The organism is Vibrio sp. SCSIO 43086 (genome assembly GCF_051132235.1).
Taxonomy (GTDB): domain Bacteria; phylum Pseudomonadota; class Gammaproteobacteria; order Enterobacterales; family Vibrionaceae; genus Vibrio; species Vibrio diabolicus.
The window spans coordinates 145,582-167,235 of the sequence record NZ_CP072677.1; the positions used below are offsets into that span (position 1 = coordinate 145,582).

The window sequence follows — 21,654 nt, forward strand, 5'->3', positions numbered from 1 at the left end:
ATACGTGAAACATTGGTTCAGCAAAAGTGCTTGGCTACTAGCAGGAAGTTTACTCTGCGTCCCAGGTGCAATAGCAAACGAATTTAGTGCCAGCTTTAAAGGCACTGATATTCAAGAATTCATCAACATAGTGGGTCGTAATCTCGAAAAGACCATCATTGTTGACCCTTCAGTGCGCGGTAAAATCGATGTCCGCAGCTATGATGTGCTTAACGAAGAGCAATACTACAGCTTTTTCCTTAACGTACTCGAAGTATACGGCTACGCCGTCGTAGAAATGGACAACGGTGTACTTAAGGTTATCAAAGCGAAAGACTCAAAAACGTCAGCAATCCCTGTATTAGGTGATGGCAGCGCGCAAGGCGACAGCGTTATCACTCGAGTTGTTGCGGTGCGTAATGTGTCGGTTCGTGAGTTGTCTCCTCTACTTCGTCAACTGATTGATAATGCTGGTGCTGGTAACGTAGTTCACTACGATCCTGCGAACATCATCTTAATCACAGGTCGTGCGGCGGTCGTAAATCGCTTAGCAGAAATCATTAAGCGTGTTGACCAAGCGGGTGATAAAGAAATTGAGCTGGTGGAACTGCGCAATGCTTCTGCTGCCGAAATGGTGCGTATTGTTGAAGCACTGAATAAAAGCACCAATCAGAAGAGCACGCCTGAGTTCCTTGAGCCTAAAATTGTTGCCGATGAACGCACCAACGCGATTTTGATTTCTGGCGATCCTAAAGTACGTGCGCGTCTGAAGCGATTGATTCGTCAACTTGACGTTGAAATGGCGACCAAAGGTAACAACCGCGTGGTTTACCTGAAGAACGCGAAAGCTGAAGATTTGGTGGATGTACTAAAAGGTGTCTCCGATAACCTACAAGCTGAAAAGCAAGTCGGCCAGAAAGCGTCAGGTGCCCAGCGTGGTGAAGTGGTGATTGCTGCGCACGCAGCGACCAACGCCTTAGTATTAACGGCTCCACCAGATATCATGAATGCGCTACAAGATGTTATTGCTCAGCTTGATATTCGTCGTGCTCAAGTCTTGATTGAGGCGCTGATCGTTGAAATGTCAGAAGGTGACGGCATTAACTTAGGTGTTCAGTGGGGCTCACTGGAAACCGGTGCGGTGATTCAGTACGGTAACTCTGGTGCACCGATTGGTCAGGTGATGGTTGGTCTAGAAGAAGCAAAAGATCAAACTCGAACTGAATACTACACAAATGCGAATGGCGAACGAACGCCATATGATGTTACTGAATCTGGTGACTATTCTACTCTTGCATCGGCACTGAGCGGTGTTAACGGTGCTGCGATGAGCATCGTGATGGGGGACTGGACTGCCTTAGTCAGTGCCGTAGCGACTGACTCCAACTCAAACATTCTATCTTCTCCAAGTATCACCGTAATGGATAATGGTGAAGCATCATTTATTGTTGGTGAAGAAGTGCCTGTTATCACAGGCTCTACGGCTGGCTCAAACAACGACAATCCATTCCAAACGGTTGATCGTAAAGAAGTGGGCATCAAGCTTAAGGTTGTGCCACAAATTAACGAAGGTGACTCTGTTCAGTTAAATATCGAGCAAGAAGTGTCCAATGTATTAGGTGCAAACGGTGCGGTTGACGTTCGCTTTGCTAAGCGTCAGCTAAATACGTCAGTCATGATCCAAGATGGTCAGATGCTGGTTCTTGGTGGCTTGGTTGATGAACGTGCACTCGAAAGTGAGTCAAAAGTACCGCTACTGGGTGACATCCCAGTGCTTGGTCATTTGTTCAAATCAACCAGCACGCAAACAGAAAAGCGTAACTTGATGGTGTTCATCAAGCCGACGATTATTCGTGATGGTATGACCGCAGACGGCATTACACAGCGCAAATACAACTTTATTCGCGCAGAGCAGCTCTACAAAGCGGATCAAGGATTGAAGTTGATGGCTGACGAGAAGATCCCAGTCATGCCGGCCTTTGGTCAGGAGCGTCAGCACCCAACCGAGATCCAAGCGTTTATTGATCAGATGGAAAATAACTAATGGTTGATATGTTAGACACAGCGCCAAGTATGCGTCGTCTGCCATTCAGTTTTGCCAATCGCTTTAAACTGGTGCTGGAGACAGAGCATCCTGAGCGTCCGCCCATTCTTTACTATGTCGAGCCGCTCAACCCAGCGGCTCTGGTCGAAGTCCGTCGTGTGCTGAAGAAAAGCTTCGTACCGCAGCCTATCGATAAAGAAGCCTTTGATAAAAAGCTGACCGAAGCATATCAACGTGACTCGTCTGAAGCGCGTCAATTGATGGAAGACATCGGTGCCGATAGCGACGACTTTTTCTCATTGGCTGAAGAGCTGCCGCATGATGAAGACTTGCTAGAGTCAGAAGACGATGCACCAATCATTAAGTTGATCAATGCGATGTTGGGTGAAGCAATTAAAGAAGGGGCGTCGGATATTCATATCGAAACTTTCGAGAAAACCCTTTCGATTCGTTTCCGTGTCGATGGCGTATTGCGTGAAGTGCTCACTCCAAGTCGTAAGCTTGCACCACTGTTAGTGTCGCGAGTGAAGGTCATGGCGAAGCTGGATATTGCAGAAAAGCGTGTACCTCAAGATGGTCGTATCTCGCTGCGTATTGGTGGTCGTGCGGTTGATGTGCGTGTTTCTACAATGCCGTCGTCACATGGTGAGCGAGTAGTTATGCGTCTGTTGGATAAAAACGCGACGCGTCTCGATTTGCATAGCTTAGGTATGACGCCTTCCGTGCACGACAATTTCCGTCATCTTATTCAGCGTCCTCACGGTATTATCTTGGTCACCGGCCCGACGGGTTCTGGTAAGTCGACGACTTTGTACGCTGGCTTGCAAGAGATCAACAGTAACGAACGCAATATCTTAACGGTTGAAGACCCGATCGAATTTGACATTGATGGCATCGGTCAGACTCAGGTGAACCCGAAGGTCGACATGACTTTTGCGCGTGGCTTGCGTGCTATTCTGCGTCAGGACCCTGACGTGGTGATGGTCGGTGAGATCCGTGACTTAGAAACCGCACAAATTGCAGTGCAAGCGTCCTTAACGGGTCACTTAGTAATGTCGACCCTTCACACCAACACCGCTGTTGGTGCGATCACGCGTCTACGTGATATGGGCATTGAACCATTCCTTATTTCTTCATCGTTATTGGGTGTGTTAGCACAGCGCTTGGTTCGTACGCTTTGCCCGAGTTGCAAAGAACCGTATGAAGCCGATGCTGAACAGAAGAAACTGTTTGGTATGGAAGCGCATGAACCACTAGAGCTACACCGTGCTAAAGGCTGCGAAGCGTGTAACCAAAAAGGTTACCGAGGTCGAACAGGTATCCACGAGCTCATTATGGTCGATGAGCAAGTGCAAGAATTGATTCACCGAGAGTCTGGTGAGCAAGAAATTGAGAGAGCCGTTCGCGCCCATACGCCAAGTATTCGCAGTGATGGTCTAAGCAAAGTACGTCGTGGTATTACGTCACTTGAAGAAGTGATGCGAGTGACGAAGGAAACCTAATGGCGGCATTTGAGTACAAAGCGCTAGATGCAAAAGGCAAGCATAAAAAAGGCACGATAGAAGGGGACAACGCCCGACAAGTGCGCCAGCGACTCAAAGAGCAAGGGATGATCCCGATTGAAGTGGTTGAGACGAAAGCTAAATCGGCTAAGTCTTCAGGCTCAGTCAGCTTTAAGCGCGGCATCTCAACATCTGAGCTGGCACTAATCACACGTCAATTGTCCACGTTAGTCCAATCAGGTATGCCTCTGGAAGAATGTTTGCGCGCGGTCTCTGAGCAGGCTGAAAAGCCGAGAATTCGTTCTATGCTGGCTGCGGTTCGCTCGAAAGTAACCGAGGGTTATCCGCTCGCCGACAGCTTTGCTGATTACCCCTACGTGTTTGATGAACTCTATCGCTCCATGGTTGCGGCGGGTGAAAAGTCAGGCCATCTTGATACGGTATTAGAGCGTTTGGCGGACTACGTCGAAAACCGTCAGAAGATGCGTTCCAAACTGCTTCAAGCCATGATCTACCCGGTGGTTTTAGTGGTGTTTGCGGTTGTTATTGTTTCTTTCTTATTAGCGACAGTGGTACCCAAAATCATTGAGCCAATCATTCAGATGGGACAAGAGTTACCTCAGTCAACACAGTTCTTACTGGCAGCCAGTGAGTTTGTGCAAGATTGGGGGCTTATCATCTTCGTCGTGCTGGTGGTGTTTTTCTATGGGCTCAAACTGGCGTTGCAAAAACCAGACTTTCGCTTAGCTTGGGATAGAAAAATCTTGAGTCTACCGCTATTGGGCAAAATCTCTCGAGGTTTGAATACCGCACGATTCGCACGAACACTTTCGATTTGTACTTCCAGTGCGATTCCAATTCTAGAAGGCATGCGTGTCGCGGTGGATGTTATGTCTAATCGCTATGTGAAGCAGCAAGTGTTACTTGCTGCAGATAACGTTCGAGAAGGTGCCAGCCTGCGTAAGGCGTTAGATCAAACTCGTCTGTTTCCACCAATGATGCTACACATGATCGCCAGTGGTGAGCAAAGTGGTGAATTGGAGAGCATGTTGACGCGTGCTGCCGATAACCAAGATCAAAACTTTGAATCTACAGTCAATATTGCGTTAGGCGTATTCACTCCGGCATTAATTGCCTTAATGGCTGGATTAGTGTTGTTTATTGTGATGGCGACCTTGATGCCAATGCTAGAAATGAATAACTTGATGAGCGGATAAATTCGAATTAAGACGTGTCTACTTACGGCATGGCTTGAATCTAACTTTCGGAGAAAAAAATGAAATTTAAGCGTAGTAAACAACACGGTTTCACACTTTTAGAAGTGATGGTTGTTGTCGTTATCCTTGGTATTTTGGCAAGTTTCGTTGTTCCAAACCTATTGGGTAACAAAGAGAAGGCTGACCAACAAAAAGCGATTACGGACATCGTAGCGCTGGAAAATGCCCTAGATATGTACAAGTTGGATAACAGCGTTTACCCAACGACAGACCAAGGCCTGGAAGCATTAGTTAGCAAGCCTTCTAACCCAGAGCCTCGTAACTACCGTGATGGCGGTTACATCAAACGTCTTCCTAATGATCCTTGGGGTAACCAGTACCAGTACCTAAGCCCAGGCGATAACGGTACGATTGATATCTTCACTCTAGGCGCAGATGGCCAAGAGGGTGGAGAAGGCCCAGCTGCAGATATTGGCAACTGGAACATGCAAGATTTCCAATAAATAGAGCCTAAGCCAGCACTAATGAAGCAAATGCGAAAACACAATGGTTTTACATTGATAGAAATTCTATTGGTGCTGGTTTTGCTATCTCTCACGGCAGTGGCCGTGATCTCGACATTACCGACCAGCCAAAAAGATCTTTCCAAACAGTATGCTCAAAGCTTTTTTCAGCGTTTACAGCTGCTTAACGAAGAGGCCGTACTAAGCGGTAAAGACTTTGGCGTTCGAGTGGATGATGCTAAATCGACGTACGCTCTACTGAGTTTGACCGCGGAAGGTTGGCAGCCTCTGGAGTTAAAGCAGATTCCGAGCAAAACCAAGTTGGAAGATGACATTACGCTACTGCTCGAGCTAGGTGGCGGTGCTTGGGATAATGATGATCGCCTATTCAAACCTGGTTCTCTTTTTGATGAAGACATGTTCGCTGAAGAAGACGACGACGAAAAGAAAGTTAAGCCACCGCAAGTGTTTATCTTTTCCAGTGCAGAAGTTACGCCATTTACTCTGTCTTTTTTTCCGCAAAATGGTGACGCCTTTAATGACGGGTGGCGAGTCATCGGAAAAGAAAGTGGACAAATCTTGTTACTAGCGCCGGGCGAAGAAGTGAAAGAGGATGAGAATGCGCAATTCTAAGCAAGCTCGCCCACATTGGAGTCATCGCCGGACGAGAGGCATGACACTACTGGAAGTATTGGTCGCACTGGCTATTTTCGCCACCGCTGCCATCAGCGTCATTCGCTCGGTGAGCCAGCATATTAATACGATCAGTTATTTAGAAGAAAAAATGTTTGCAGCCATGGTTGTGGATAATCAGATGGCCAACGTGATGTTGAGTACCAGTGAACTTAAAGTAAAGAACGGCACAGAAGAGCTGGCTGGGCGCACTTGGTACTGGAAAATCACGCCTGTTGCCACCACGCAGCCATTGCTGAAAGCATTTGATGTGAGTGTCGCGGTAGAGAAAAACGCGAGCCCAGTCGTGACGGTGCGAAGTTATGTGGCGCAATAAGAATCCACGCGCAAGTAAGCGCCAACTGGCAAAAGGTTTTACACTTATTGAAGTGTTGGTCTCGATTGCCATCTTTGCCAGTTTAAGTGTCGCCGCGTATCAAGTGGTATCGCAAGTGCAGCGCAGCAATGCACTATCACAAGAGCGAACTCAGCGCTTAAATGAAATTCAGCGCGCCATGGTGATGATGGATAATGACTTTCGTCAAATGGCGATGCGCCAAACGCGGACAAATGGTGAAGAGCCCGCGAGCCAACTGATTTTTTGGTCAGATTACTTGCTCGACTCCGACACTAAAGGGCTAATGTTTGCTCGCTTAGGATGGCACAACCCTCAACAGCAGTTTCCCCGAGGGGAGGTCACTAAGGTTGGCTATCGTTTAAAAGAAGAAACATTACAACGAGTATGGTGGCGCTACCCTGACACGCCAGTGGGTCAACAAGGCATCGTTACCCCATTGCTGACGCAGGTCGAATCGTTTGATATGCGTTTTTACGATGGTAAACAATGGAAAAAAGAGTGGGATGATGAAAAATCGCTACCGAAAGCGGTTTCTGTGATCCTTACTCTAAAAGATTATGGAGAGATTGCCCGCACTTATCTGACTCCTGATGGCACATTGAGTCAGAAAGAAGGAAGTTCAGGAGGCAGCAATAATGGTTAATCGTCAGCGTGGTGTCGCTTTGATTATTGTGCTGATGTTACTGGCGATTATGGCGACAGTTGCCGCCAGTATGTCGGAGCGTTTGTTTTTGCAGTTTCAGCGGGGCGCCAATCAAGTTAACTACCAGCAAGCGTATTGGTATAGCCTTGGGGTAGAGGCGTTGGCAAAAGTCGGTATCGAGCAAAGCTACAAAGACACCGATACGATCAATATGAGTCAGCCGTGGGCAATAAAAGAACAAGTCTATCCGCTAGATTATGGTCAAGCGGCGGGACGAATTAGAGACAAACAAGCGTGCTTTAACCTCAATGTATTGAGCCGTGTGCAACCGACGGGACAGCAAATCGCAAGACCGTATTTAGTCAATGTGCTGCAGCGTTTATTGGAAGAAGCGGATGTGGAGTCGTATCAGGCAGAAATCATTGCAGACTCTACCTGGGAATACATTGATGCTGATGACACCGTTCGCTCCACAACCGGGGTCGAAGACAGCACATATGAAGCGATGAAACCCGCGTATTTAGCGTCAAATGGCTGGATGGCAGATGCCACCGAGTTGCGAGCGGTTTATCAGGTGAGTGGTGAGATTTTCCAAAAATTGGAACCGCTAATCTGCGCATTGCCTAGTGATGATTGGCGTTTAAACGTAAATACGATTGAAGTCGAGCAAGCTCCGATTTTGGTGGCAATGTTCTCACCAAACTTAAGCAGTAGTGATGCGATTCAGCTAATTGAAAAACGCCCATTTGATGGGTGGGATAGCATTGATGAATTTTTAGCAGAGTCAGAAATGGCTGGCTTAAGTGAAGATGTAAAGAAAAACGCCAAAGGCTATTTGGGTGTGGATAGCGCCTTTTTTGAATTGGATGCACAAGTGTTGGTGGATGAATCACGTGTACGTATCCGAAGCCTTTTGCAAAGTACAAATAGAGAGACGGTGACCGTAGTTCGCCGTCGTTTTGGAGGGATCAGTGAGCGAGTTTCTGACCGTTCGGCTGAGTAGCGAACAACAAAGTACCATTCCTTGGGTGGTGTGGTCGACAGATCAACAGGAAGTGATTGCCAGCGGTGAAATCGCCGGATGGGAACACTTAGATGAGTTGATCTCTTATGCAGGTCAGCGCCAAGTTGTGGCGCTATTGGCGAGTAATGATGTGGTCTTGACGCAAGTGGATATACCGCCTGGCGCAACACGTCAGTTCGACGCGATGTTACCGTACCTCGTGGAAGATGAAGTCGCGCAGGACGTTGATGGCCTTCACTTTACCGTGTTAGGTAAACAAGCGGATAAAGCGCAAGTGTGCGCTGTTGAACGCGCTTGGATTCAGACCGTATTGCAGCGTTTTTCAAGCCAAGGCATCACCATCAAACGCATCTTGCCAGATGTGCTTGCGTTACCTGTTCAGGGAGAGCATAGCAGTGCCGCGATGCTTGGTGATCAATGGTTGATTCGTCACTCAGCGACAGAGGGTGCGGTTGTCGATGCTTCTTGGTTAGACCTTTACCTCTCTTCTTATCTACAAAATCATGAAGGTTGGAAGCTCGATTGCTATAGCTCAGTCCCTGAATCTGCGTTACCTGAAGTATGGGAGCCGCAGCCAGAAGAAATGACCATGGGGTTACTGGCGAAGGGGGTTACAGAAAGCAAAGTCAATTTGCTGACCGGGATCTTCAAGCCTAAATCTTCTTGGGGTAAATACTGGAAGCTCTGGCAAAAAGCCACCATTGCTGCGGGCGTGCTTATCGTTGTTATGGTTGCGCAGCAGTTGCTCGTCGTCCACAAGTACGAAGCACAAGCACAAGCGTATCGTGAGGAGAGTGAGCGTATTTTCCGCCAGGTGTTCCCGAATAAACGACGAATTCCTACCGTTAGTTATCTCAAACGACAAATGGATGATGAAGAGCGCCGCTTATCTGGTGGTGGCGGTCAGCAGGCGATGTTGTCTTGGTTGGCGGCACTGCCCGCGACACTGGGTCAGGTCAGCGATTTGGAAATCACCAGCTTTAAATATGATGGTCAACGTGGCGAAGTGCGAATTCAAGCTCGCAGTTCAGACTTCCAACCTTTTGAGCAGGCTCGTGTGAAATTGGCAGAGAAGTTTAATGTTGAGCAAGGACAGCTGAACCGTAGCGATAACGTTGTGGTTGGCAGCTTTGTTTTGAAGCGTTTGTGAGGTGATGATGAAAAACTTAATTTCTCAAGCTCAGGTTTGGTGGAGCAGCATCTCTCAGCGTGAGCAGCGTTTGGTCATGGGATGTGGCGCTATTGCCGTTATCGGCATTGTTTATTGGGGATTGCTACAGCCAATGAGCCAACGTGCGGAGCTAGCTCAATCACGCATTCAAAGTGAAAAACAGTTGCTGGCTTGGGTACAAGATAAAGCGGATGGCATTACTGCACTGCGCAAAAGCAGCGGTGTGAGCTACTCTAGCCAACCGTTGAATCAACTGGTTTCTTCTTCAGCCCGTCGTTATAAAGTTGAGTTGATTCGAGTACAACCTCGCAATGAGAGTGTTCAGGTGTGGATCAAACCACTCGCGTTTAATCAGCTGGTGGATTGGTTACGTTACTTGAAAGAGCAACAGGGTATTGAAGTCGAATTTTTAGATATCGACCGAACGGATCAAGCGGGCATGATTGATGTGAACCGCCTTCAGTTTAAGCGAGGTTAAGGTGAAGCGAGCAGTACTTTACGTTGTTATCTTTATCGTCTTTTTTTCAGTCAGTCTTTTAATGGGATTACCCGTTTCTTGGGTGTTACAGCAAGCACCAACCGTGAGAGGACTAGACATTCAGGGTGCCAATGGCTCTGTATGGCAAGGTCAAGCTTCTAGTGTTCGTTGGCAGCGCCAGAACCTTGGAGAAGTTAATTGGGATTTCCAATGGTCGAGTTTACTAACTGGTAAAGCTGAGTTTGCCGTACGCTTTGGTCGTGGTAGTGAAATGGACGTTCGTGGTCGCGGTTTTGTTGGCTATAGCTTGAGTGATGGCCCTTATGCCAAAAACTTAGTTGCCTCGATCCCGGCAGTAAAAGTTGTGGAGCAAGCACGTCTCCCTGTGCCCGTCGGCGTTGATGGGCAACTTGAGTTAAATATTCGTCATGCGACTTATGCCGCGCCTTGGTGTAAGAATGGTGAAGGCACTTTGGTATGGAATGCCAGTGGTATTCAAAGCCCTGTTGGTAGCCTTGAACTCGGTCCTGTGATTGCCGATCTAAACTGTCAGGACAGTGTGTTGACAGCGACTGGTGAGCAAAGCAGTAAACAAGTCTCAGCGGCGTTCTCAGCAGAGCTTATGCCTAATCAGCGATACTCAACCAAAGCCTGGTTTAAGCCAGGAGCTGAGTTCCCATCCAGCATGAGTGAGCAATTGAAATGGTTGGGCAAGCCGAACCCTCAAGGTCAATACGAGTTTAATTACCAAGGTCGCTTCTAACCTATCGTGACAAAAAACAAAATTCTAAAAGAGCTGCGATTGTGCAGCTCTTTTTGCTTTTGGATCATAGTAGGCGAAACCCTCTATTCGCTGTACAAAGATCGTGGTGATAATAGAATGCAATTCTAAGATTCTGATTTTTAAGGGATCTGTTCTCTTGTGTTCAGCACTTTAAGCGATTGGAACATAGTAGGCCAAATGCTCCTAACGCTGTACAAACAGGTCAAAAAGAAAAGGCCACGAACATATTCGTGGCCTTTCAATTGCTAGCATTTAGGCGCTAAAATTTACGGATAGAGCGCTTAATCTTTGCGTTGTAAAATCTCATTCCAAGGTAAATCCGCGTCACCAAGCACAATAAAGTTTGGGTTTTCTAGCGTTTCACGCTCGTTATATGACAGCGGCTCCAATTGCGTGCTGAGAATGCGTCCGCCCGCTTCTTCAACAATGCACTGTGTTGCGGCGGTGTCCCACTCACCTGTTGGGCCTAGTCTGAGATAGCAATCCACAGCGCCTTCTGCAACAAGACACGCTTTTAATGCCGCAGAGCCGAGCGGAATTAAATCGTAATTCCAAGCACTGCTCATGCGGCTAGTGATGCGATTGATATCTTGACGGCGGCTAATGGCAATCGCGATGCTTTGCCCTGGCTGCTCGTGTTTGTGCGTATGGATTTTTACGCTGTCCGACATATCGGGAATTTTCCAAGCACCTTTGCCACTATAAGCGTAATAAGTCACGCCAGAGACTGGGCCATAAACGACCCCCATGGTTGGTTTGTTGTTGTCGACCAGTGCAATAATAGTCGCAAAGTCGCCGCTGCGAGCGATGAATTCTTGAGTACCATCGAGAGGGTCGACTAACCAATACCGTTCCCACTGAGCTCGTTGCTCGAGGCTGATGTCTGCGTCTTCTTCTGACAATACGGGAATGTCGGGTGTGAGTTCACTCAAGCGTTCTGTGATGAGCTTGTGAGCCGCGATATCTGCGCTTGTTACCGGAGTCTCGTCACTTTTTGTGTAGGCCTCGTACTGTTTTTTTTCATATATTTCGAGGATCATTTGCCCGGCACTACGGGCAATTTCGATGACTTGAGGAAGCAGGTGAGATAGATCTTTTGTCATTGGCATAAGTGATAGTCCTTACTCACAGTATTATTCGGTTCTCATGACCGTTATTGGTTATGTTTGTGAGTGGTGTTTGGTAAGTGTTTCAGTGCCAACATTAGCGCGGTGATGCTTCGTGCTTCACAGAAATCCATGTGAGTTAATAACTCTTCGGCTTGCGCAAGTGGCCAACGCACAATTTCCAGTGGCTCAGGCTCATCGCCTTCTTGCTTCTCTGGATAAAGCGCCTGTCCTAAAAATAGAGTCATTTTGCTCGAAAAGTAAGACGGCGCGAGGATAACTTGTTTCAACGGAGTCAGCTGATTGCAGCCAAAGCCGATTTCTTCTTTTAACTCACGATCCGCAGCTTGGTGTGGTGTTTCTCCTGGGTCAATCAGCCCTTTTGGGAAACCTAGCTCGTAACGTTCAGTTCCAGCGGCGTATTCACGCACCAGTAATAAATCGCCTTGTTCTGTTACAGGAACCACCATTACAGCATCTCGTCCACTTGGCTTCATACGCTCATAAGTACGATGCTCACCATTGGAAAAACGAAGGTCGAGCGCTTCCACAGCAAACAGTTTGGATTTTGCAACCGTCTGGCATGAGAGTATCTCTGGTGGGGTTCGTTTCGGCATGACGCTGGCTCCTTGGTGTCGTTGGCGTTTACGAGATGCGTAAGATTCTTAATATATGAGAACTCCGCCTGAGTTTCTAGCGGATTTTACGAGTCGAGCTAAGCATCTCAGCATCACCTCAGTATCGATACAAAAATGGGAGACCGAAGCCTCCCATTTTCTGACCGTATTTACTCTTAGTAGTAAGAGTGATCACCACGGTCATGTTCTGTTGCATCACGAACAGCGGTGAGTTCACCAACGAATTGGTTTAGCAGTTCTTTCTCGATGCCTTCTTTTAGTGTTACGTCAACCATAGAACAGCCATTACAGCCGCCACCAAATGCAACAATAGCAATGCCGTCTTCAGTGATCTCAACCAAGTTTACGTGACCACCGTGGCCAGCAAGCTGTGGGTTGACTTGAGTTTGGATAACGTATTCAACGCGCTCAACCAGTGGCGCGTCGTCCGCAACTTTACGCATTTTAGCGTTCGGAGCTTTTAGCGTTAGCTGAGAGCCCATTTTATCGGTAACAAAATCGATTTCAGCGTCTTCAAGGAATGGCAGACTTAGCTCATCCACGTAAGCTGAAAAACCGCTGTAAGGGATTTCAGTGTCGGTCGCTTCTACTGCTTCTGGTGGGCAGTAAGACACGCCACACTCAGCGTTTTGTGTACCTGGGTTCACAACGAAAATACGAATGTTAGTCCCTTCAGGCTGTTGACCTAAAAGGTTAGCGAAATGCGTTTGCGCAGTTTCTGTAATAGTAATATTTGACACGACGAATACCCGAGTAAATTTGTAGGTTACTGCTGCTATTCTACTCTTGTTGACGTATGGGTCTAGTCTTTTTGATGCTAAGGCATGGCGAAGCGATCTAGAGAGAACGAGGAGCAGGTGTTCTGCAGATGCAGTAAATATCGATGCTTTCTACGCCAACTTCAAGTAGTAAATGACATAATTGTCGGACGGTACTGCCTGTGGTGACTACATCATCGACGATGGCAACGTGGGAAGATGGCGGTCGCTTATTGAGAACAAACGCGCCTTTTAAGTTTTGTTCACGGCTTGCTTTGGTATTACCACGCTGTGATTGGGCGAGTCTGACCCGGCGAAAGACCTTCGCATCAAAATTGGTCTGCAATTGCTGGGCTAAATGTCGGGCTAAAACATCACTTTGATTAAACCCCCGGCGCAGGTAGCGCTGCCAGTGCAGTGGCACACTGGTAATGATTGGGGCTGGTGTTGTAATGCGCTGCGCCAGTTGCTGGGTTAGTGCTTTTACATGCCAAGACTCTCCATGATCTTTAAAGCGTTGTACTTCCCGTGAAAGGGGAAAGTCGTAATCGCCTAACGTATATAGTCTTTGCCATGGCGGTGGTTCTGAAAGGCATTCACCACAAATACTACCCGTACTCATTTCTTCTTTCTGTAACGTTAAACCGCAACGTTGGCATCGCTTGATTGGAGTTAGGTGTTGTAAACAGTGCTCACACCAACGCAGAGCATGCGTGTGGTTTGGTGTTTGAATCGGGAATCGACACAGACCGCATTGACTGCTCAACACACGATGCATGATGTTTTGCCAGTGATGAGATAACATAGCGCTTATTCATGGTGATATTTTACTCAGCCTAACGCTTGGCTGATGGCGTAGGGAATAAAATTAGTGGGAGAGATTGAGAGCATGAGCACGAAATTACATTGGCAGTCGTTTGGTGAAGGACCTGATCTGGTGTTGTTACATGGTTGGGGTATGAATGGCGCGGTTTGGCAGCAAACCGTCGAATCACTTCAAACCGATTTCCGTGTTCATGTTGTTGACCTTCCGGGCTACGGACACAGTGCCGAGCATCATGGTGAAGATTTAGACCATATTGCTAACTTGGTCGCGCAAAGTGCGCCAAAGAAAGCGATTTGGCTTGGCTGGTCCCTCGGAGGCTTAGTGGCGACGCATGTCGCTTTAAACATGCCCGAGCGTGTGACTAAGTTGATCACCGTCGCCAGTTCACCAAAATTTGCCGCAGAGAAGCCTTGGCGCGGTATTCAACCGAATGTACTGAGCGCATTCACCTCTCAGTTGTTAGAAGATTTTTCACTGACCATTGAGCGCTTTATGGCGTTGCAAGCGATGGGTAGTCCATCTGCACGCAAAGATGTGAAACAACTCAAGCAAGCGGTACTGTCGCGCCCTCAGCCAAACCCTGAGTCGCTGTTGGTTGGGCTAAACATCCTTGCTGATGTGGATCTGCGCGATGCATTGACGTCTCTTTCTGTACCAATGCTGCGTCTTTATGGTCGTTTGGATGGATTGGTGCCGATTAAAGTGGCGAATGATTTAAGTGAACAGTTACCTCATACTCAGCAGTTTGTTTTCAATCAGTCCTCTCATGCGCCCTTTATGACCGAACATGACGAGTTTTGTGCCCAAATTCGAGAGTTTGCTCACGATTAATCAAATACAAGCGGAAAAAGCTCAAGCTGTTTAAAAAGTGGTCGATATAAAGGTTGGTGAGGTTTTATTAGCCAATAAAGCTAAGCCATATTGACGAGTTGGGCGGCTCTGAGGAGGGTTCGCAATGATTGTGTCACCGACCAACGTAAGTGTGCCACTGATCGCCCCATCCGTGAATGTGCAGACGGAACAAGCAGCTCGCGACAATAAAGTCCGAGAGCCTGTGACGCCAACGGTCGCATTGGCCAAAACCAATGCAGAGCGAAAAGTAAAAGGTGATGACAAGCGCCGACGTCAGTCTTCTTGGGATCCTTCAGAGCATCCTGATTATGACATGGAAACAGAAGTCGACACGCGTTATCAAGAAGAGCCGGAAGATACACTAGAACGGCTTTTTAGTTTGCTTGCGCTCAAGTCGTACAGTGAAGACCAAGGTAAGGGCTACGCAATTCGTTTTCGCTTACCAAAGCGCATTTTGGATGCTGCGATCAATGAAGGATTAATGGAAAAGCGCAGGAAGGTGATCAAGTTTCATTATGGTCATGCAGTCGCTCCCCATACCCCGTCAGAAGTGATAGCAGTATTATGACGACTCAATATCCTACTCAAACAAAAACGCTCCAAGCAGATTGAACTGATTGGAGCGTTTTCTTTTTAGCAGTGAAACCTAGGTAAGGTTACTTTTTCGCTTTAGCAAACGCCGCCGCAAAAGCACCGCCCATTGCACTGTTCGATGAAGACTCATCGCGGCGAGGCTGACGACGTTGTGCTTGGTCATTACGACGTGGTGCGGCTGAAGAGCGTTGGCTACGGTTATCTTGACCCGGCTCGTCGTTCAAACGCATCGATAGACCAATACGCTTACGCTGTACGTCCACTTCCATCACTTTTACTTTGACGATGTCACCTGCTTTCACGACTTCACGTGGATCAGAAACATAGCGGTCAGTCAGCGCAGAAATGTGGACCAGACCATCTTGGTGAACACCGATATCGACGAAGGCACCAAAGTTGGCTACGTTAGAGACCACGCCTTCTAGTATCATACCCGGTTCTAGATCAGAAACTGAGTTTACGCCTTCTGCAAACGTAGCGGTCTTGAATTCAGGACGTGGGTCACGACCCGGTTTATCCAGTTCTTTGATGATATCGGTAACCGTTGGGACACCAAAGTGTTCATCGGTATAGTCCACAGCGTGTAAGCCTTTGAGGAATGCTGAGTCACCAATCAGTGCCTTGATGTCTTTGCTGTTTTTCTCAGCAATTGCTTTGACTACTGGGTACGCTTCCGGGTGGACCGCTGAAGCATCAAGTGGGTTCTTGCCGTCCATAATACGTAGGAAGCCAGCACACTGTTCGAACGCTTTAGGACCCAAGCGAGGTACTTTCTTCAACGTCGTACGTGCTTCGAAGCGGCCATTTTCGTCGCGGAAGTCGACAATGTTCTGCGCGATGGTGCTTGATAAGCCTGCTACGCGCGTTAATAGTGCGGCAGAGGCCGTGTTCACATCAACCCCAACCGCGTTTACACAGTCTTCCACAATCGCATCTAGGCGTTTTGCCAACATAGATTGGCTTACATCGTGCTGGTATTGACCCACACCGATCGATTTCGGATCGATTTTCACGAGCTCAGCCAATGGATCTTGCAAACGACGCGCAATCGACACTGCACCACGCAGTGATACGTCCATATTCGGGAACTCTTTCGCTGCGAGCTCAGAGGCCGAGTACACCGATGCGCCTGCTTCGCTGACGATGATTTTCTGAACTTTTAGGTTGCCGCGTTTGATTACGTCTTCGACAAAGCTATCGGTTTCACGAGAAGCCGTGCCGTTACCAATCGCAATTAAATCCACGTTGTACTTACGCACTAACTGGTCAACGATTTGCGCTGATTTGTCGTATTGTTTTTGCGGAGGGTGAGGGTAGATGGTTTCTGTAGCCAGAACTTTACCCGTTGAATCGACAACCGCGATTTTTGAACCGGTACGCAGACCAGGATCGAGACCAAGTGTTGCACGAGGGCCTGCCGGCGCCGCCATCAACAAATCTTTTAGGTTGGTCGCAAATACTTCAATCGCTTCAATTTCAGCACGCTCTTTCATTGCGCCCATTAGCTCGGTTTCCATGTGCATCGATACTTTGATGCGCCATGCCCAGCTGATCACTTGTTTACGCCATGCATCTGCTGGTGCGCTACTTAACGTCACGCCATAATGGTCGGCAATGATGGTTTCACAGTAAGATTGGCGAGCACCTTCTTCCTGCTCTGGATCAGCGTTCATGGCTAAAGTCAGGAAGCCTTCATTGCGGCCGCGCAACATCGCAAGTGCACGGTGAGAAGGGACTTTGCTCAGCGGTTCGTTGTGATTGAAGTAATCTTTGAACTTCTCACCTTCTTGCTCTTTTCCTTCAACGACGCGTGAGACAAGTTCCGCATTACGATTTAAGTGGTTACGGATTTTTTCCAGTAAGTTTGCGTCTTCAGCAATGCGTTCCATGATGATCGCTCGGGCACCGTCTAGGGCGGCTTTGGTATCTGTGATGCCTTTGTCGGCATCAAGATATTTACTTGCTTCGCTTTCTGGCTCGGTTTGCGGATGATTCCACAGCATGTCAGCTAGCGGCTCTAGGCCGGCTTCAATGGCGATTTGGCCTTTAGTGCGGCGTTTAGGTTTGTAAGGTAAGTAAAGGTCTTCAAGACGAGTCTTGCTATCGGCTTGAATAATTTCTTGCTCAAGCTCAGGCGTCAGTTTGCCTTGCTCTTGGATCGATTTGAGAATGGTTTGACGGCGGTCATCCATTTCACGAAGGTAAGACAGACGGCTGTCCAGAGTACGCAGTTGGGTATCATCAAGGCCACCCGTCACCTCTTTGCGGTAACGTGCAATAAAAGGGACGGTGTTACCGTCATCAATTAGGGTGACAGCGGCGTTGACTTGCTCAGGGCGAACATTCAGTTCTTGAGCAATCATACGACAGATAGCTTGGCTCATCCGTGTTTTCTCTTTCAATTCGGTTTGGGTTGTATAGAACATTGGGGTCGTTCGAAGAATTTGCAATGTTTTAAATTAACGAGACAAAAATTTACCGGGCGCTGGTGGACATCAGTCAGATTTGTGTCAAAACTGTAATTAAATTGAGAACTTATATCCGCAACTATCGACTAACCTATATCCACGGTTATTGATACAACTAAATGTACCTCGGCTTATACGGATAATCATGATGAAAAAAATGTCTTTGGCGTTAGCGCTTACGAGTGCCTTACTTGTCGCCCCGCTTAGTTGGGCACAATCCATATCAGCAACCACACAAGACCCTGTATATCAGCTTGATGACAAGTTGGTGCTTGGACGAGTGGAGAGCGTTTACTACAGTGATATTCCAGAGCTAAAAGCGGTACCATTTATTGGCAAGATTGATACTGGTGCTGACACCACGTCTATGCATGCAGAGAACATCCATGTCAGTAGCTCTCATCCCGACTACCAGAACTTGAAAGACAACGAGTTGTTGTGGGCGATTGTCGATGATTTAGGTGGGACGAAGGCGAAGTGGGATGCCGATACTTTTAAACCATATCAAGTGAAGGTGAGCTTTACGGTTCCTCATCCTTACACAGGAAAAGAAATACAGATTACCGATGATCTGGAGCGAGTGAGCGCTATTCGTAGTCGAACAAGCAAAAAGCCTATTTTACGCCCGACGATAAAAATGCCGATGACGATTGCAGGCCACACCGTTGATACAGAAGTGAACCTGACCAAGCGCACGCAATTCTCTTCTCCTATCTTGATTGGTAAAACCTATCTCGATAACAATGCGTGGGTATTCGCTGGCTACGACTATCTTCAAGAGCAACCAAGCGCAAAAATGATCGGCAAAAAAGAGACGGTTGAAGTCGAGGGTGTGCCATACAAGATCAGCATCTCAACCACCAGCCGCTACACCAACGTTCACGCACTGGATATCAAGGTTGATAAAAAGAACAATGAAGTTTCTTTCACGCTAGAAGGTGAAAACGGCAAGCGCCACCCAATGACGTTACCTTTGGTACGCATGCTGAAAACCACCAAGAGCGAGCGTCCGTTGGTCTACTTACCAGTGAAAATCGACGAAAACGAAACTCAACGTTGGTTAGTCTATTTGCGTGACCGCAGTAAGTTCAGTTCACAAATTCGTTTGGGTCAGGATGTCGCGAGCCAACACTTTGTGATTGATACCGACAGAGAAAACCTATTGGGCGGTGTTGAAAAAACGTTCAAGAGCGCACTCAAGTCAAAGCCCCTTGTGATTTCACCGGAAGAACAAGTCACCATTGATGGTTATACCGTTCCTGCTTACCCCACGTTTACGGTGAAAACGCCATTACTGCGTGTAAATGGCTTTGAAGTAACAGAAAAAGGTAAGGATGAATCCGTCACGTTTTATTTAATGAACGATGAGGGTAAAGAAGAAAAAATTACCAAGCCCGTGGTGAAAAAGCTCAAAGTGGGTAGCACTGTGCGTCCCGTTGTTGATGGCGATTTCCTTTTCGGTAGCAAAGAGACATCAATGGAATTTGCACTCGATGTGCTAGATGAAGACGAGACGCAACCATTTTTCGTTTTTGGTCATGACATCGCCAAAGGCGGTGTGCTGCTGAATACTCGCGCCGACCATTTACTAGATGCAAGGCCACTTTTCAAAGCTGGTCATATCGAAGTGGCTGAAGTGGAAGGGATGTCTTTCCCTGTTAAATTGGACACTGGTGCTGACGTGAGCTCGATTAATGCCAAGGACATCAAGCGCTTTCAAAAAGACGGTAAAGATATGGTGAGCTTTACTTATGAAAACGATCTAGGCATGACCAAGGCGTTTACCCGTGAGGTGGTGGATGTCATGCGTATAACGGCCAAAAAAGGAGAAAAGGCCAACGAACGGCCGGTAGTAGAAATGCACGTTAAACTTGGCGAGTTAGAGAAGAAGATCCGAGTCAATCTGCAAGACCGAGGTCGCTTCCATTACAGCATGATTTTAGGTAAAAACTTCCTAAAACATGGCGCGGTTGTTTCGAGTGATACGAATTACATCGTGACGCAAAAACCAGATTACGAAAAGTAGCACTCTGGCCGCCTTATTATCTTGATACCCAAAGCCCGAACGAAGCCAGTGCTTTGGGTATATCATCTCCTTAATGCTGCTCAAGAGCGGCATTTTTTAGTTGAGATAGGAGTTAACTTGAAAACTAAGCTGATTACCCGTGAAGGTTATAACAAACTCAAACAAGAGCATGATTACCTTTGGAATGAAAAGCGTCCTGAAATCACCAAAATCGTCACTTGGGCGGCGAGCCTGGGCGATCGCTCAGAAAATGCGGATTACACCTTCAACAAACGTCTGCTTCGTCAGATCGATCGTCGTGTTCGATTTCTTCGCAAGTTTCTGCCTGAAGTCACGATCGTTGACTATTCTCCGCAGCAAGAAGGCAAAGTCTTTTTTGGTGCTTGGGTTGAAATAGAAAATGAGGCAGGAGAGGTGAAGAAGTTCCGCATAGTTGGGCCTGAAGAGATTTATGGAGATGCGAAAGACTACATCTCTATCGATTCACCTATGGCGCGAGCGATGTTGAAAAAGCAAGTGGATGAAGAATTCACGGTACGCACCCCAGAAGGTGAAAAAGAGTGGTTCATTAACTCGATTGAATACAACAAACCAGCCTTGGAAGACTGAGGCTTTATCACCGATTCAAGTCTTTTGGAGTTCACTAGAAGTGACTTGAGTCTCAACGTCAGTTTATTGGATACAAAGGCATGGTGCCTTTATCGGAGAAGTAAAATGAACAAAGCAGTCATGTGTAGCGCTGCACTAACAATAGGATTCTCACTATCAGTTTTTGCTCAAGATGAAGTGAAAGGCTGTGACGCCAAAGAGTTAGCGGTAGAACAGCAGCTTGAGTATGCGAAAGCACAAGGTAATGAACATCGAATTAAAGGCTTAGAACAGGCACTTACCGCTATCCAGAATGAATGTTCGGAAGGTGAACTGCGTCAAGAACTGCAAGCGGAAGTGGACGAAAAGGCGCGAGACGTTGAGGAGCGTGAGCAAGAATTAGCGGAAGCGCAGCGTTCAGGGAAAGCAGACAAAATCGAGAAAAAACGTCACAAATTGGCTGAGGCACAGCAAGAGTTACTTGAGGCCAAACGTGAACTGGAATGGAATTATGGTCAATAGTAGGTGCTGAAAATACCTGCTAGAGAGAGAATAAAGCGCTTAAGATAAAAAGAGTAACAATTTGCTTGAGCACGTTAGGAAAAACAGTGATACATTTTCGACAATAGATGCTTCTGAAAGGATGTTTCAATGCAAGAAAATCATAAAATTTTAGTGGTTGATGACGATGCTCGTTTACGTGCTCTATTGGAGCGTTACCTTTCTGAGCAAGGTTTTCAGGTCCGAAGTGTCGCCAATGGCGAACAGATGGATCGCCTACTAACGCGCGAAAACTTTCACTTAATGGTGCTAGACCTAATGTTGCCAGGTGAAGACGGTTTGTCGATTTGTCGTCGTTTACGCCACGCGAACAACATGCTGCCAATCTTAATGCTCACCGCGAAAGGTGATGAAGTGGACCGTATTGTGGGTCTGGAAGTGGGGGCGGATGATTATTTGCCAAAACCATTTAACCCACGTGAATTACTCGCTCGCATTAAAGCCGTACTACGCCGTCAAACCGTAGAGTTGCCGGGTGCGCCAAGCACCGAAGAAAAAGTAGTGGAGTTTGGTGAGTTCCGACTCAATCTAGGCACACGCGAGATGTTTCGCGGTGACGAGGCAATGCCACTGACCTCAGGAGAGTTTGCTGTCCTGAAAGCGCTCGTGACGAATGCGCGAGAGCCGATGTCACGAGACAAATTGATGAACATGGCACGTGGCCGTGAATATTCTGCGATGGAACGTTCTATTGACGTGCAAATCTCACGTTTGCGTCGCATGTTAGAAGACGATCCGAGCAAGCCACGCTACATTCAAACCGTGTGGGGGTTAGGTTACGTTTTCGTCCCAGACGGCAAAGAGGTGTAATCTCCTCACTCCATAGCCAGCACTTGGCTATAGCAACTTCAGCCTTCAAGTC

General features: G+C 47.4%; 22 protein-coding genes. 17 read left to right on the top strand and 5 right to left on the bottom strand.

The window, feature by feature from the left end:
• The first annotated feature begins 4 nt into the window (after positions 1-4).
• Genes gspD through J8Z23_RS00695 form a run of 11 tightly spaced genes read left to right on the top strand, consistent with a single transcriptional unit; the run spans position 5 to position 10,354 of the window.
• On the top strand, positions 5-2,023 hold the full coding sequence (gspD, locus tag J8Z23_RS00645) for a type II secretion system secretin GspD (protein WP_005394995.1): 2,019 nt from the start codon (positions 5-7) through the stop codon (positions 2,021-2,023).
• Complete coding sequence (gene gspE / locus J8Z23_RS00650; RefSeq protein WP_005394994.1) at positions 2,023-3,525, top strand: type II secretion system ATPase GspE; 1,503 nt, start codon at positions 2,023-2,025, stop codon at positions 3,523-3,525. The genes gspD and gspE overlap by 1 nt, the downstream gene beginning before the upstream one ends.
• Positions 3,525-4,742: a type II secretion system inner membrane protein GspF gene (gene gspF, locus J8Z23_RS00655; RefSeq protein WP_085343381.1), complete on the top strand. Its 1,218-nt coding sequence runs from the start codon at positions 3,525-3,527 to the stop codon at positions 4,740-4,742. The genes gspE and gspF overlap by 1 nt, the downstream gene beginning before the upstream one ends.
• 59 nt (positions 4,743-4,801) lie before the next feature.
• Positions 4,802-5,245: a type II secretion system major pseudopilin GspG gene (gene gspG, locus J8Z23_RS00660; RefSeq protein ID WP_005394985.1), complete on the top strand. Its 444-nt coding sequence runs from the start codon at positions 4,802-4,804 to the stop codon at positions 5,243-5,245.
• Between the two features lie 21 nt (positions 5,246-5,266).
• Positions 5,267-5,878 carry a prepilin-type N-terminal cleavage/methylation domain-containing protein gene (locus tag J8Z23_RS00665; protein ID WP_041852874.1) on the top strand — a complete coding sequence of 204 codons (612 nt, stop codon included), beginning with the start codon at positions 5,267-5,269 and terminating at the stop codon, positions 5,876-5,878.
• Positions 5,865-6,254, top strand: a complete 390-nt coding sequence (gspI, locus tag J8Z23_RS00670; RefSeq protein ID WP_167310321.1) for a type II secretion system minor pseudopilin GspI — start codon at positions 5,865-5,867, stop codon at positions 6,252-6,254. The genes J8Z23_RS00665 and gspI overlap by 14 nt, the downstream gene beginning before the upstream one ends.
• Complete coding sequence (gspJ, locus tag J8Z23_RS00675; protein ID WP_006741790.1) at positions 6,241-6,918, top strand: type II secretion system minor pseudopilin GspJ; 678 nt, start codon at positions 6,241-6,243, stop codon at positions 6,916-6,918. Before gspI ends, gspJ begins: the two co-directional genes overlap by 14 nt.
• Positions 6,911-7,921, top strand: a complete 1,011-nt coding sequence (gspK, locus tag J8Z23_RS00680) for a type II secretion system minor pseudopilin GspK (protein ID WP_237309221.1) — start codon at positions 6,911-6,913, stop codon at positions 7,919-7,921. Before gspJ ends, gspK begins: the two co-directional genes overlap by 8 nt.
• Entirely contained in the window at positions 7,890-9,092 is a 1,203-nt protein-coding gene (gspL, locus tag J8Z23_RS00685; RefSeq protein ID WP_005394975.1) for a type II secretion system protein GspL, read from the top strand. The genes gspK and gspL overlap by 32 nt, the downstream gene beginning before the upstream one ends.
• A 7-nt stretch (positions 9,093-9,099) precedes the next feature.
• The gene (locus tag J8Z23_RS00690; protein ID WP_237312147.1) at positions 9,100-9,591 is read left to right on the top strand and encodes a type II secretion system protein M; all 492 of its coding nucleotides are present in this window, start codon (positions 9,100-9,102) and stop codon (positions 9,589-9,591) included.
• A 1-nt stretch (position 9,592) separates the two neighbouring features.
• A complete protein-coding gene (locus tag J8Z23_RS00695) occupies positions 9,593-10,354 on the top strand; it encodes a type II secretion system protein N (RefSeq protein WP_006741793.1) in 762 nt (253 codons plus the stop codon).
• 302 nt (positions 10,355-10,656) lie between these two features.
• Here the strand turns inward: J8Z23_RS00695 and cysQ are convergent, their stop codons facing one another.
• From cysQ to J8Z23_RS00715, 4 genes are all read right to left on the bottom strand, one after another.
• Positions 10,657-11,484: a 3'(2'),5'-bisphosphate nucleotidase CysQ gene (cysQ, locus tag J8Z23_RS00700; RefSeq protein ID WP_005394972.1), complete on the bottom strand. Its 828-nt coding sequence runs from the start codon at positions 11,482-11,484 to the stop codon at positions 10,657-10,659.
• Positions 11,485-11,528: 44 nt separating this feature from the next.
• Complete coding sequence (nudE, locus tag J8Z23_RS00705; RefSeq protein WP_005379309.1) at positions 11,529-12,098, bottom strand: ADP compounds hydrolase NudE; 570 nt, start codon at positions 12,096-12,098, stop codon at positions 11,529-11,531.
• A gap of 176 nt (positions 12,099-12,274) precedes the next feature.
• Entirely contained in the window at positions 12,275-12,859 is a 585-nt protein-coding gene (nfuA, locus tag J8Z23_RS00710; protein ID WP_005394968.1) for a Fe-S biogenesis protein NfuA, read from the bottom strand.
• Positions 12,860-12,956: 97 nt separating this feature from the next.
• Positions 12,957-13,682 (bottom strand): amidophosphoribosyltransferase, encoded by a 726-nt coding sequence (locus tag J8Z23_RS00715; RefSeq protein WP_048624616.1) that lies wholly within the window; start codon positions 13,680-13,682, stop codon positions 12,957-12,959.
• Positions 13,683-13,766: 84 nt separating this feature from the next.
• Between J8Z23_RS00715 and bioH the strand changes: the two genes are divergently transcribed.
• Positions 13,767-14,534, top strand: a complete 768-nt coding sequence (gene bioH, locus J8Z23_RS00720; protein ID WP_006741796.1) for a pimeloyl-ACP methyl ester esterase BioH — start codon at positions 13,767-13,769, stop codon at positions 14,532-14,534.
• 124 nt (positions 14,535-14,658) lie between these two features.
• A complete protein-coding gene (locus J8Z23_RS00725) occupies positions 14,659-15,123 on the top strand; it encodes a hypothetical protein (protein WP_005379316.1) in 465 nt (154 codons plus the stop codon).
• Positions 15,124-15,211: 88 nt separating this feature from the next.
• On the opposite strand, the gene J8Z23_RS00730 is transcribed toward J8Z23_RS00725, so the two are convergent.
• The gene (locus J8Z23_RS00730) at positions 15,212-17,533 is read right to left on the bottom strand and encodes a Tex family protein (RefSeq protein WP_268853802.1); all 2,322 of its coding nucleotides are present in this window, start codon (positions 17,531-17,533) and stop codon (positions 15,212-15,214) included.
• A 229-nt stretch (positions 17,534-17,762) separates the two neighbouring features.
• On the opposite strand from J8Z23_RS00730, the gene J8Z23_RS00735 reads away from it, so the two are divergent.
• The 4 genes from J8Z23_RS00735 (at position 17,763) to ompR (ending at position 21,602) form a co-directional block, all read left to right on the top strand.
• Complete coding sequence (locus J8Z23_RS00735) at positions 17,763-19,643, top strand: ATP-dependent zinc protease family protein (protein ID WP_124007334.1); 1,881 nt, start codon at positions 17,763-17,765, stop codon at positions 19,641-19,643.
• 117 nt (positions 19,644-19,760) lie between these two features.
• Positions 19,761-20,252, top strand: a complete 492-nt coding sequence (gene greB / locus J8Z23_RS00740; protein ID WP_005394962.1) for a transcription elongation factor GreB — start codon at positions 19,761-19,763, stop codon at positions 20,250-20,252.
• 105 nt (positions 20,253-20,357) lie between these two features.
• Positions 20,358-20,753, top strand: a complete 396-nt coding sequence (locus J8Z23_RS00745) for a DUF1090 domain-containing protein (protein WP_005394961.1) — start codon at positions 20,358-20,360, stop codon at positions 20,751-20,753.
• 129 nt (positions 20,754-20,882) lie between these two features.
• The gene (gene ompR / locus J8Z23_RS00750) at positions 20,883-21,602 is read left to right on the top strand and encodes an osmolarity response regulator transcription factor OmpR (RefSeq protein WP_005394960.1); all 720 of its coding nucleotides are present in this window, start codon (positions 20,883-20,885) and stop codon (positions 21,600-21,602) included.
• Positions 21,603-21,654: the final 52 nt, after the last annotated feature.